This is a genomic window from Staphylococcus coagulans, assembly GCF_002901995.1.
Taxonomy (GTDB): domain Bacteria; phylum Bacillota; class Bacilli; order Staphylococcales; family Staphylococcaceae; genus Staphylococcus; species Staphylococcus coagulans.
Window position 1 is genome coordinate 1 of the sequence record NZ_PPQN01000008.1, and the last position, 13,225, is coordinate 13,225.

The 13,225-nt window shown below is 33.9% G+C and carries 11 protein-coding genes and 3 pseudogenes; 4 read left to right on the forward strand and 10 right to left on the reverse strand.

Annotated elements, in window-relative coordinates:
* A pseudogene (spa, locus tag CD118_RS01700) lies at window positions 1-540 on the forward strand (staphylococcal protein A); the annotation flags it as partial.
* A gap of 181 nt (window positions 541-721) precedes the next feature.
* On the opposite strand, the gene CD118_RS01705 reads toward spa, so the two are convergent.
* Window positions 722-1,732 carry a DUF418 domain-containing protein gene (locus CD118_RS01705; RefSeq protein WP_103356154.1) on the reverse strand — a complete coding sequence of 337 codons (1,011 nt, stop codon included), beginning with the start codon at window positions 1,730-1,732 and terminating at the stop codon, window positions 722-724.
* Between the two features lie 331 nt (window positions 1,733-2,063).
* Here CD118_RS01705 and CD118_RS01710 point away from each other — a divergent pair, with 331 nt between their 5' ends.
* Window positions 2,064-2,558, forward strand: coding sequence for a YagU family protein (locus CD118_RS01710; RefSeq protein ID WP_060829218.1), 495 nt, complete (start codon window positions 2,064-2,066; stop codon window positions 2,556-2,558).
* A gap of 71 nt (window positions 2,559-2,629) precedes the next feature.
* Here the strand turns inward: CD118_RS01710 and CD118_RS01715 are convergent, their stop codons facing one another.
* Together CD118_RS01715 and CD118_RS01720 are read right to left on the reverse strand one after the other, a co-directional pair.
* On the reverse strand, window positions 2,630-3,394 hold the full coding sequence (locus tag CD118_RS01715; RefSeq protein ID WP_103356155.1) for a hypothetical protein: 765 nt from the start codon (window positions 3,392-3,394) through the stop codon (window positions 2,630-2,632).
* 3 nt (window positions 3,395-3,397) lie between these two features.
* Complete coding sequence (locus tag CD118_RS01720) at window positions 3,398-3,724, reverse strand: PadR family transcriptional regulator (protein ID WP_103356156.1); 327 nt, start codon at window positions 3,722-3,724, stop codon at window positions 3,398-3,400.
* 376 nt (window positions 3,725-4,100) lie between these two features.
* On the opposite strand from CD118_RS01720, the gene CD118_RS01725 reads away from it, so the two are divergent.
* Both CD118_RS01725 and CD118_RS01730 read left to right on the forward strand, forming a co-directional pair.
* Entirely contained in the window at window positions 4,101-4,427 is a 327-nt protein-coding gene (locus CD118_RS01725; protein WP_060829216.1) for a PadR family transcriptional regulator, read from the forward strand.
* Entirely contained in the window at window positions 4,414-4,992 is a 579-nt protein-coding gene (locus CD118_RS01730; RefSeq protein ID WP_060829215.1) for a DUF2812 domain-containing protein, read from the forward strand. Before CD118_RS01725 ends, CD118_RS01730 begins: the two co-directional genes overlap by 14 nt.
* Before the next feature lie 142 nt (window positions 4,993-5,134).
* Here the strand turns inward: CD118_RS01730 and CD118_RS12360 are convergent, their stop codons facing one another.
* From CD118_RS12360 to CD118_RS01765, 7 genes and pseudogenes are all read right to left on the reverse strand, one after another.
* Window positions 5,135-5,677, reverse strand: coding sequence for a restriction endonuclease subunit S (locus CD118_RS12360; RefSeq protein ID WP_425353197.1), 543 nt, complete (start codon window positions 5,675-5,677; stop codon window positions 5,135-5,137).
* An 8-nt stretch (window positions 5,678-5,685) separates the two neighbouring features.
* Window positions 5,686-6,367 (reverse strand): annotated as a pseudogene (locus CD118_RS12365) (restriction endonuclease subunit S); the annotation flags it as partial.
* The gene (locus CD118_RS01740; RefSeq protein WP_060829213.1) at window positions 6,360-7,916 is read right to left on the reverse strand and encodes a type I restriction-modification system subunit M; all 1,557 of its coding nucleotides are present in this window, start codon (window positions 7,914-7,916) and stop codon (window positions 6,360-6,362) included. The gene CD118_RS01740 and the pseudogene CD118_RS12365, both read right to left, overlap by 8 nt.
* A 1-nt stretch (window position 7,917) precedes the next feature.
* The gene (locus tag CD118_RS01745; RefSeq protein ID WP_060829212.1) at window positions 7,918-8,499 is read right to left on the reverse strand and encodes a restriction endonuclease subunit S domain-containing protein; all 582 of its coding nucleotides are present in this window, start codon (window positions 8,497-8,499) and stop codon (window positions 7,918-7,920) included.
* An 82-nt stretch (window positions 8,500-8,581) separates the two neighbouring features.
* Window positions 8,582-11,377, reverse strand: coding sequence for a type I restriction endonuclease subunit R (locus tag CD118_RS01750; RefSeq protein WP_060829211.1), 2,796 nt, complete (start codon window positions 11,375-11,377; stop codon window positions 8,582-8,584).
* A 588-nt stretch (window positions 11,378-11,965) separates the two neighbouring features.
* Window positions 11,966-12,154 carry a hypothetical protein gene (locus tag CD118_RS01760; RefSeq protein ID WP_060829209.1) on the reverse strand — a complete coding sequence of 63 codons (189 nt, stop codon included), beginning with the start codon at window positions 12,152-12,154 and terminating at the stop codon, window positions 11,966-11,968.
* A gap of 204 nt (window positions 12,155-12,358) precedes the next feature.
* Window positions 12,359-13,187 (reverse strand): annotated as a pseudogene (locus CD118_RS01765) (autolysin).
* Between the last annotated feature and the right edge of the window lie 38 nt (window positions 13,188-13,225).

The window sequence follows — 13,225 nt, forward strand, 5'->3', positions numbered from 1 at the left end:
AAAGCTGAAGATAAAGGCATGCACAAAGATGACAGCAAAGCTGGAGACAAAAAAGCTGAAGATAAAGGCATGCACAAAGATGACAACAAAGCTGGAGACAAAAAAGCTGAAGATAAAGGCATGCACAAAGACAGCAAAGACATGAAAAAAGATAAAGACATGGGCATGGCTAAAGACCAGTCTGGTAACAATGGCATGAATCACACTGGCAACAAAATGATGCCTAATAGCGAAACGCATGTTGTTCAACCTGGTGATACTTTAGATAAAATCGCAAAAGCAAACCACACTACTGCCGATAAAATTGCGAAAGATAATGGCTTAGCTGATAAAAACATGATTATGCCTGGTCAAAAACTTGACATGGATAAATCAACAATGATGAATGAAAACAAAGCTGCAAAAGCGAATAATGAAATGAAAGCTTTACCTGAAACAGGTAGCGAAAGCGATGACGCATTATTCGGTACAACACTTGCAGGTGGATTGAGCTTAGCATTAGGTGGTTTCTTATTAAGCCGCAGCAGAAAATCAAACTAAGTTTTAAAATTTCCAACACATTACACAAAATATAAAACCAACTTAGAATATAAATAAACGGGATTAAAAAACTGTGCATGTCGTCAAAGTGGCGACTTCACAGTTTTTTTGATTTTCATCGATAAAATTGCGCTTCTACTTCTGATTGATTACAACGGGGTACGCATGACATGCCCGCTGTTTATTGAGACCGTTTGATGCTAAAAAATTGTAAATACGTGGCTGCTCTCCAAATATACTCAATCGGTCCATATATAAAAAATCTTAACCAAATCATAGAAAAAATCATTTGCACAATCAAAATCACAAGACATGCAATGCCTGTTTGTGCAAACGTTAATGTCAAAAATTGACCCGCTACAATAATAAGTAACGTATTCATCAAATAATTGGTTAACGCCATTTGTCCATAATACTTCAATGGTACCAAGATTTTTTTAACCGTATCGTATTGTAATAAATAAGTTAACAATAATACATAAAACAGTGAAATAAATGGTGCTGTAAAAACGATAAGATCAGAAAATGTATTGTATTTTTCAACATACGCATTGAGGCTAATCTGTGATTTCGCCAATTCATACGTTGGAAGTACACTATGTTGATGCAGTACGACCATCGAAATAATAAAGCCACCAAATGATAGCAGCAATGCTACTATTAAAGATTTTGGACGATTGTAAATATTTTTGTGTAAGTCAAATTGGCCAATCGTGTATCCTAGAATAAACAAACCGGGTACGAAAGCGATTTTGTTCCCACCAAATAAAGCGACGAAGAGTAAAGCTAACCCAATAACAAGATTGAGTTTTTTATTTACAAAAGTAAAAAGTAATAGCGGTAGGCCAATGATAGCATAAAAAAGCAATGCTTCACCTGGTTGGAAGATTTGATGTATAATACCTAGCAATAGTAAAAAGAGGATTCTCCTCAAGTATAGAAAATATGGATTAACGTCTTTGCATTTGGCGCTATTAAAGAAGATATAAAAGCCTATCCCGAATAGTAATGAGAAGATTGAAAAGAACTTCGCTTCAACGAGGATGTTTAAATATTTCATATAGTCAATATCAATTTGCCCATGAAAACCTTGAATCTTTAAAATAGGAATGATGTTCGCAAATATAATGCCTAATAAAGCAAATCCTCTCATATAATCCAATAACTCTATTCTCTTTTTTGTCGGTTCCATAAAAAACTCCTTTATTTAGTATATTGCTATCATATACACTCATATACCATCTATCATGCGGCTCAAGGCGTATTGTCACACGGGCAGAAGTCCATAATGCTTTTTATACATAACCACACAGCCCACATAAATTGAAAAAAGTATCATTGAAATCCATACACAGTCCCATTTCATTCTTTATTGACAACATATTTTCTAAAATCTATCTTTAAAATGCGCCCCCTATCAATGGTATCAAATTGAGCTGTAAATCGATTTAAATAATATTTATTGAGAATATTTTCACATGATAATATACTAAAAGTAGACATATCAACAGGAGGTCCTTAAGTTGACTCAAAGACAAATCGGTCTGTTATTTTATACTGGCATTATCGGAGGGCTGCTTTCCGGTATTGTCAAATTAGGTTGGGAAGTCATGTTCCCGCCCCGTACACCAGAACGCAATGCGACGAATCCACCGCAACAATTGTTACAACAACTCGGATTCAGTCATGATTTTACCCATCAAACCTACACATTCTCAGGCATGTCATTGCCTTGGGTGAGCTTTATCGTTCACTTTAGTTTTTCTATTGTCATTGCCATTATTTACTGTTTCTTAGTGAAGAAATATGCCTATATGGCAATGGGCCAAGGCGCTGTATTTGGGATTGTGATTTGGGTGTTATTCCACTTGATGATTATGCCGATTATGCATACCGTTCCTGCGCCTTGGGATCAACCCTTCCAAGAACATCTTTCTGAATTATTCGGTCATATCGTTTGGATGATGACCATCGATCTCGTTCGACAACTTTTTGTCCATCGCTATCAATTAGATTAAAAACAAAACCGCTCATTTGTGATACACATGCATCACACGAGCGGTTTACTATTTTTAAAAATCACTGTCATTCATTTTTTTGTTTTAGAATCTTTACGAAATTGATAAAATGCAAAACCCATAAAAGCAATATTTAAAACGATGAACAAAGATAATGAAATAGTAAGATATTGTGTTCTTGAGCTATTTTGTGTTGTTAAAAGCGCAACGATATTCGGTAAGCAAACTAGAAATAAAATGACTGCATAGATTTTTTGTTTCAAAACGACACAGATGAGCATAACTAATAGGAGCAATATCACACCCGTTATATTACTTTGTTGTTGAGTCAATGTAACAATCTCATACAGTGGAAAGGTGTGTGCCAAAAACGCGCCAAATAAAATCAATCCAAATATCAATATACCGCCTATCGCTGCAAAAATATATGTTTTTTTACTATCACCAAAGGTTAAAATCAACTTTCGTATCATATATAAGCCAAGTATCACAGTGATTAAAAAAGTAAAAATCACATTTAAAATATCACTTGCTGTTAAAGTATAAGATTGTTCAAATAAATCGGGTATCGTAAATAAAGCAAGCAAAAATAGGACAAAGTATGCAACGTATTTTGTCAAATGATTGATAAAGGGCAAATGCTTTGAAAACTTGTCAGCATAGGCTTTAATCGGCATATCAATAATTGCATGGACATCTTCACCTTGTTGCTCAGCAGTTGCTAAATGATCTCTTAATTCTTCTTCTATTTCTTCAATTTCTTCTTCCTTTTTACCCCTAAACAAAAGTTCAACTCTTAGCTTAACTAAAAAATCTTCCGACTGTTTGCTTAACATTTCTTACACCCTCCCAAAAAGATGATTCATACCTGTATTCAAATCACGCCATTTTGCTTTGAATTGTTCAAGCTCTTGTTTTCCACTTTCCGAAATCGTATAATACTTCCGCTTCGGTCCACCATTATCCGATTTTCGTGTCGTCGTATGGACATATCCCTTTTTGCTAAGTCGTAATAAGACTGGGTATATACTGCCATCACTAATTTCAGGAAACTGGTTTGCCTTCAACTTTTCTAAAATCTCATAACCATAAGTTTCACCTTGCGCAATTAAACCGAGTATCGCGCCATCTAAAAGCCCCTTCATCATTTGATTCGATACTGACATCGCAATCCTCTTTTCTATCAACTAACTTATAATATAAGATAGTTGAAAATTTAAAGTCCGTCAACCCTTTACAATAAATATGGAGTTAATGGACCTTGCTACATCACGATTCAAGCTATAAATATAATTGTCAACTCATATAATGCTATCTATTCAAACAGCTGGCAAAATATTATTTCTATCCTTTTAAACAATCACGTATTATTCATCATTAACAAAACCAGAAATTAGCGCTACTTCACTTCTAACTGACAGAATTCAATGACTTCCGCCCCCATTGCTATTAATAAAGACTATTTATACAGTTGAACTTTATAAAGTTTTACTATATACTTTGACTATACAGTTCAACGATATAGTTAAAAGGAGTGACAACATGAAACGCTATCCGCTAGTGCCTCTATCTGAGACGATGCATTATATTCTTTTAGCCGTCAGAACACCCATTCATGGCTATAAAATCATGCAAATCGTCAAAGAAAAAAGTGAGGGAGAAGTCAATATCGCAGCAGGGACATTGTATGGCGCACTTGAAAACTTAAAAAAGCACCAATACATTGAATTAATCAGCCCACCGATAGAGCGAAAAAAAGTTTATCAAATTACTGAATTAGGCGAACACATTTTAGCAATAGAAAACAAAAGATTATTAAGAATGGCCGAAATCTATCAAGAAGGAAGTGACAAGAATGAGGAAGTTTAAAATCTTTATGAATCCTATTAAAGAAGAAGCATGGATTAATGCACAACTAGAGAAGGGTTATCAATTAATATCGCATAGCTCATGGGGCGTCTATACTTTTAGAAAGACAGAGAAAAAATATGTGACTAGAATTGATTATCGTTCACTCAACAAAAAGCAGTATGATGAATACATTGCGCTACACGAAGACTGTGGTTGGCAACATGTTTATGGCCATAAATATGGCACTGACAATCAATACTGGCAAAAAGAAAAAGAAGGTCAGGATGTTTTATTTTCTGACATCACATCACAAATCCATTATTTCAAACGACTACAGACCTTTTATTTGTCTATATTGCTTCCTTTTTTCTTTATCATATTTTTCTACTTAAAAAGTGGCATATTCCATTTATTTTTAACACCTGGTTTGTTTGACATGCCTTTTGACTTGATGTGGAAAGCAATATTATTTGAACTGCCATTTGCGCTACTTAGACTCCTTCCACTTTTAGTCTTAATCTATATTGGGCGCCTCATCATTAAAAACAGCATCAAAATCAAAGCAATGGAAAAGAACACATAATAAAAAGGGTGTCATCAATGGCACCCTTTTTTATTCCTGTTCATTATTTCCAAAATAAAGCTTTTACATTAAACCCTACAATAAGAGGCTGTTCATTCTCAGTTTAATTAAAACAAATTAACATAATAGGACTTTATCAGAATCAAACGAACATCTTCTGTAACAAGCCTTGCTTACGTTTCTTTAATAGCTCAATTTTAGTGTATTGTCTTTCAATCAATTCATCTATCTTTTTAAAGAAATTACCAATTTTACTTTTTTCCTCATTACACGGTAATGTAATATTGCCGTTTTCTAAATCATTTCTAGATAAATTACCTATTGATCCATTTCCTCCTTGTACTCTAGATATAATTCTTCTATACTCTGTTGTGCTCATCCATATTTGCATAAATTTTGAATAGTTACTTCTCAATATATACATAAATCCGCCTGCAACACTTTTGTCCTTTAGTTTTTCAATTATCGCATGTTTCCCAACTAATTTTGGACTACCATTTGCTGCAGTTATTAATATATCATCTTCATCAACTAAAGGAATTTTTACAACCCTTTCATCTACAAATATATCGTCTTCATAAAAATGAATCTTATCTTTTATTATATTAGAGGACCTTAAAACTCTAACACCTTCTGTGCGTATATCTTCGGGTTTATACGTTAAACCACGAAATGTTTCAGCTATGTCTTTTACTTTTAAAGTTTCCCACTCTGGATAATTATTTCCATTCTCATCTTTAAATCTTAATTCTTGTGAAAAAATTTGTTGCATATAGCCCTTTTTCTGTTCTTCTAACAAAGCTAATTTTTTCTCCTCTAACTCAATTTGACGATCGAGTTTGCTAAAGAAATCTCCTATTTTCTGTTGCTCTAAGTTTGTTGGTACTTTGATAGGCATTTTAAAAAATATAGAATCTTTAATAGAAAACCTATCTGAACGTGCTCCTGAATCTCCATTAAATTTCATAAAATTATGCCATTTTGTACTACTAAAAAAATACTCACAAAATGTATAATCAACTTTCCTCATCTTGAAAATCGTATATAAGGGGGACATTATTCCCGTTCTTTTGAGCTTATTTCTGTTAATAGGTCCTACCGGTGCATAATTTGAGATACGTGGGTTATAAACAAAATCGTTATTTTCAACTACATAATAATTTGATAGATTTTTAGAATTAGATATATCTTTCTCAAAGTATTCTTTTTGAGAGACAATTCCTTGTTCTGCAGAATTTGTAAAAGTTTCATCAAACTTTTCAAATTTGTTTTTTGTTTTAACCTTTTCCCCTATATCTCCTAATTCCTTCTCGTCCCACTCTCCCTCAAACTCAGGAAATCTTAATTCAGGTATATTTTTTGTTTCATTAGTCATGCAACTCAACCCCCAATTGTTTGAGGTAACCTGCAATTTCTTTTTCTAATGATGCAATTTCTTCATCCACTGCTTTGATTTCTTGCTGAACTGCCTCTAAGTCAACAGGCTCTTCCTCTTCAAAAGTATCCACGTATCTTGGAATATTTAGGTTATAGTCATTCTCTTTAATTTCATCTAAAATAGCAACGTGACTGTATTTCTCGATGTCTTCACGCTTTAAGTACGTTTCGACAATTTTATTCACATCTTCATCGGAAAGATGGTTTTGATTTTTCCCTTTTTCGAATGATTGTGATGCATCAATAAATAAGACATTTTCATCTTTTTCACGACATTTTTTAAAAACTAATATCGCTGTAGGGATACTCGTACCGAAAAAGAGGTTTGCTGGTAACCCAATGATAGCGTCTAAATAGTTTTTTTCTTCAATGAGATACTTTCTAATTACACCTTCTGCAGCGCCACGGAAAAGCACACCGTGTGGTAAGACAACCGCCATTGTACCATTGTCATCTAAGTGATAAATCATATGTTGAATGAAGGCAAAGTCCGCTTTTGACTTTGGTGCTAATTTACCATAGTTACTAAAACGCTCATCATCTAAAAATGATGGGTCTGCGCTCCATTTTGCGCTGTATGGTGGGTTAGCAACCACCGCTTCAAATTTTTCTTCCAATACTGCTGGATGTTCTAATGTGTCACCATTTTCAATAGAGAAATGACTATAGTTCACATCATGTAGCAACATGTTCATTCGAGCGAGGTTGAATGTCGTACTATTATATTCTTGACCATAATAGTGTCTTACATTTGCTTCTCGTCCTACTCTCAATAATAAAGAACCTGAACCACAAGTAGGGTCATAAACATTTTTTAAGTCCTGTTTATTAGCAGTTACGATTTTAGCTAATATTTTAGAAACTTGTTGAGGTGTGTAGAACTCTCCTGCCTTTTTACCTGCTGTTGCAGCAAATTGGCCAATCAAGTATTCATATGCATCCCCTAACATATCAATTTCAATATCACTATGCACAAATGGTAAAGTGGATAGGTTCATCATAACTTTAGAAATTAATTTTGTACGTGCAGCGTTTGTATTCCCTAGTCGTGAGGAATTCAAGTCCATATCATCAAAGAGATGATCGAAATCGTCTTCACTCTCTTGGCCTCTTGTAGAAGTTTCAATTTTACTGATAGCTTTATGCAAGTCCTCTATTTCAAATGTTTGATTCTCAATTTTTTTAATTAAAGTGCTAAATAAGTCTTGTGGTTCAATCACATAACCGATACGTTCTAATAATTCTGCTTCTAATGCTTCTTTATAATCTTCATTTTGCCATGCTTGTTCATAAGTCATGTTTTCTCCCTCAAGTAAAACATCAACTTGAACTTCTGTTTTTTCAGACAAAAAGCGATAAAAGATTAAACCTAAAATATAGTTTCTAAACTCACTTGCATCCATATTCCCACGCAAATCGTTCGCAATACTCCATAATTTTTTCTGTAATTCCGCTTGTTGTTGACGTTGTTTCTCCGTAATTGACATATTAATGTTCCTCCCTAAATAAAATCGCTCTTAAATAAGTATCCATCAGATGTTCTCTTTTAGCTTTTAAATATTTTAATCTCACTCTGCTATGTGCTAAGTTTCCTATTAATTCTTGCTGATGCATACGAGGCAACGGTATTTCTAATGCTTGTAACTGCTTATGTGTCATTTTTTTAATCATGCTTCCACCTTGTTGATAAAGCTTGATTTGTTTTAATGCTTTCGGTGAATGGTTTAACCAATACACAAGATAGCGTGGATAAACGCTTTCTCTGTCTACTTCAATATGTGTATAGTTATACGGTAAGATTGCCCCTGAATACTTTGAACTAACAATGACACATTCTCCAGTAATCATATTGAAAACGATCTGTCCTGCTTCAATACATTTCGCATTATGCCCTTCTTCCAAAGTGATCATTTTGGGCTGAGTTGGATGCCAGGTATATTTACCTAAATCCTCGTCCATCATGTTCTGGTCATAAATCATTATCGGCGAGCCAAGTGCATCTGTGACGGGGGTTAAGCGATTGATAATCGTCCCACTGTGATATCGGATTAATGGTTTGATTGCACTCATCTCCTTGAAGTTTTATTCTACTACATGAAGTATACAACTAAAAATAACTGCAGTAAAGTAAAACTACAGTTATTTTTTAAATTTATTCTGTGCTACTATATTTTTGTGCTGTTTCCATAACAAAGCTTTTGATTTTATTCGCTGTTTTCGTTCTTGCTAAAAATCCACCTTGGTTCTTCAATCCTTCATCAATAGTATTTTTATTAATACTGCCGCTATATTCATATTCTTCGATAATATGACCTAACAATTGAGAAGGATATGCTTTATCTTCCGCAAATGCTTCAATTTCTTTATGCTTTTCAGCTTCTTCATATTGATAGTAAGCTTCATTCACATCTGTACCTTCTTTTAATGTTGGCACAACTTTATCTAAAAATTGACGAATTAAATCCGCTTTTAGACGTAATTGTTCATCATCTGCACGATCCAACAGTTGGTGAATTTGTTTACGATTACGTTCTTGTTCGACTTTATCCTTAAGTTCAATCTGCCCAATTAAGTTCATAATGTATTGAACATTGATTAAATCATTTCTAAGAATTTCTACCTTAAAATCAATATCTTCAAGGATAGAAACACCCTCAGACTCTTCTTTATTACTTTTCACTACTTTTTCATATAAGTTTAAATACTTACTCTTATAATCTTCAAAGGTTTGCTCGCTAATTCCCAACTGTTCTGGCGTAAATTCAAATTCTTCAAACGTTTTTAACTTTAACAACAAGCTTGCCAAAGCTCTAAATATCAATACAAATTCTTTTTGGTCATCTTCTCGCTCTAACTGATCTACATCAGCCGGTGTGATAACCAGCGCAAATAATTGCTTCAATATTTCCTTAAAGTCAGCTAAATATTCTTCATATGAGCCACTGAGTACAGTATCTGTATTATCAGTTTGTGAAAAGATTTCTATCGCTTGATCTGTTTCCACTTTCAAGTCACGATAACAAACAATATTACCATAAGGCTTTGTTTCTTTTTCAACACGATTCGTTCTTGAATAAGCTTGAATCAAATTGTGATATTTTAGATTTTTATCGACATAAAGCGTATTCAATTTTTTACTATCAAATCCTGTTAAAAACATGTCAACAACGATAAGAATGTCTATTTTTTCTCCAGGTATCACTTTCTTCATCTTTTTAGAGACATCAGAGAAAAAGCCATCAAAATAATCCGTGTTAAAGTTTGTCCCAAACATTGCATTATAGTCTACCATGACGCGATCTAACATTTCTCTTGAATGTACAAAATCTTCTTGTTCATTTGAATCTTCATTAGGTTGAAATGTAAAAATGGTTGTGACATTTAAATTATGTTTACCTGCTTCTTTTGCTTTTTTGAAAGCTTCATAATAGGCAATAGCCATCGGAATACTTTGTACTGTGAGCATAGAGGTATAATGACCATTTCTTGTTTTTTTAGCATAGTTTTCAATGATATGATCAGTAATTTTACTGATTCTTTCTTCCGCCATCCAAACCTCTTTTTCATTGATTTTACTAACATATTCTTCTTCTAAGTCTTTTTTAGGGTCAAATGTACGTGCATAATCTACAGAGAATCCAAGAACATTACCATCTCTTATCGCATCTTTAATTAAATAGTGATGCAAACATTTGTCAAAAATGTCCGCAGTGGCACGGCCATCTTGGCTCTTATTCTCCTCAAAACGCGGTGTACCAGTAAAACCAAAGTATTGTGCATTTTTAAAATGTTGTTTAACTGAGCGGTGCATTTCACCGAATTGACTCCGGTGACATTCATCTATAATAAATACGACCTTGTCATGTTCGTACTGATTCATAACCGGGTCATTCGATTTAATCGCATGTGCCATTTTTTGGATGGTTGTCACAATTAATGGTAACGTTGCATCCCCTAGTTGTTTTAACAATTTACGCGTACTGTCTGTTAAGTCAACAGAATCTTCTTGGAATTTATTAAATTCAGCCAACGTTTGACTGTCTAAATCTTTTCGGTCTACTAAAAAGATGACTTTCTTAATACCTTCCTGTTGTGACAAGATTTGACTTGCTTTAAAAGAGGTTAAAGTTTTTCCACTTCCTGTCGTGTGCCAAATAAAACCATTGTTATTAGTTTCAAGCGCACGTTCTATCAATTTTTCAACCGCATACACTTGATATGGACGTAAAGCCATAAGAATCTTATCGGTCTCATTAACAATCATATAGCGACTGATTATTTTAGCGAGATGACACGGTTCTAAAAAGTCCTCAATAAAATGCTTCAAATGATTAATTCTTTCATTTTTTTCATTACTCCAGTAGAACATATGACTCTTCAATATCGTTAAATCACTATTCGCATAGTAGCGTGTTTCCATCTTATTGCTAATCACAAACAGTTGGATATATCTAAATAAGCCAGTAAAGTTTTGTTTACGATAACGTTCTACCTGATTAAATGCTTCTGAAATAGCGACACCACTGCGCTTAAGTTCAATTTGAACTAATGGTAAACCATTTATCAAAATTGTCACATCATATCGACTTTTATAAGTATCTTTCACACTCACTTGATTTGTGACTTGAAATTTATTTTGGCACCATTTATTTTGATCAAGGAAACTCAAATAAACAACCGTTTCATCGTCTCGTTTAAGTACATACTTATCCCTTAAAATAACTGCGCTATCAAACACAGATTTACCATTAATATCTGTAATCAAACAATCAAACTCAGTATCCGTTAATGGTTGATGATTGAGTGCTTCTATATGACGCTCATTAATAATTGCTCTAAAATTTTGTAACATTTCATCGTGTGTATGAATATTTAATTGTTCATACCCCATCTGAGTTAACTGTTTTAATACATCGTTTTCTAACGCAAATTCACTTTGATATGCCATCCAGACTCAAACCCTCTCTATTTAAACCCTGACTTAAATTTTTTATACAACAAACACACACCAATAACAAATAAGATAAATATCAGAACTTCTCCTAACAGAAGTGCAAAAATATAAAGTAATACTACAATAATTATGAGACTAATTAACACAGCGCATGCAAGAATGAACCACGGCCCCGCTGCATATGAAATTTGATCACTATCCTCACCATAGTAATGGCGATCGAAAAATCTCTTGATCGGTTCTCTCACTATCAATATGCATCGTATTAATGCGTACATTACTGCCCCAAAAGCAATGAAATAGTAAGGAATAAACACAATAATGTACAAAAGACTTTTAATTAACTCAAATAATGCTTCCATCTTACATCTCCAAAACGATTTATTTTCTAACCTCGTATGGTGACTTGTATAATAAATTGACGCTTTATTTTAAATTATAGCGCAAAACACATTATTTGTGTCATTTCCTTTCATTTTACCTTTTTAACAGCAATCCGATTCCTTGTTGACAAAAAAGAGAATAAAGCCGGGCATCATCGCAATATGAAGTTAATGATTTGTAAAACAACATGCGATTTCTTTATCTTTTAGTTTTGTCGTGTATGATTCTAACTGTAACAGCGAATATACCTATAAATATAACAAGGATGAACAAGGCTGTATTAATCATCGTTTGATATTGTTCATTATGCACAAAGATAGAAGTCACAATAATCGTTAAAGAAATCAAAATAAGTATCGTTGTGATAATATTGTATATTTTTTTCATTTTTACCACACCTTTATTAAGGGTATTTAACGATAAGTTTATAGCATTTTAAATCAAGAAAAAAGTTGTAGTTTTAATAAAGACCATCGCATAAAAAAGATAGACATTAAAAAGGCTTGCTACCTAAAAAATCAGGCAACAAACCTTTAACGTGATGGCTTACAAAAGTTTTTCTAATACCATACTATAGTCATATTTTGTTTTTTACATGTGCGCATAATGATATTTCACCAAATCAAAGAATTGATGCATATCATATCCCCATCTTGCATAATATGCTATCGGATCAACGTGCGTCGTACCGCCCCAATATTTTCGAACGGCATTGTGACTAATGATGGAACCTACGCCTTCTTGATCGTCAGCGAGTGTGGGTGTTAAATGATTTTGTTTTAACATATACGCTGCGAGCCACGCTTGGTTATTGACCGATCTTGCAAAATCATCAAAAGTATACATTCTGACAACTTCGATTTGGTAAAAATACGGATTGGCTTGTTTGCCTGCTCCCCAAACGTAATATTTTGATGGCGCAGTGAGATGAATTTTTTGATTGTCTACAAAGGCATGTACAAACGCTCTTTCATACGTAGCGTACATTCGATCGACCCATTGTTGAAGTGTCCGATTATCTTCACCCACTTCGTGAATCACCACTCCGATATAGGTTCCATATCGATATGGTAAATGGGGCAAAGTATTCATTCTTGGGTCTTTCACAATTTTTGAATGCGGAAGATGATGTTCTATTATATATTGATTAACATTTGGGGTAATAAAAGGGAGGCAAGGTGCGCTTTTGTTGGTCTTGCTGCGCGTTTTCAGTGGCAGGTGCATTGTTTTCAGTCGCATTTTGATTCGAGCTATCCTTCTCATCATGATTCATTAACATCATTGTTGGGGCTGCTTGAGCAACGGTAGAAGAAGGTAACGGTCTGGAAAATAAACTTCTGGCATAAGTCGTAGGGGTAAAAACCATTGGCATGAGCAACAATGTGAGAGACGTCGATAACACAGAAAACATTTTCAGCATAAATCCCACTCCTTCATATCTGTCTCTTATACACATCT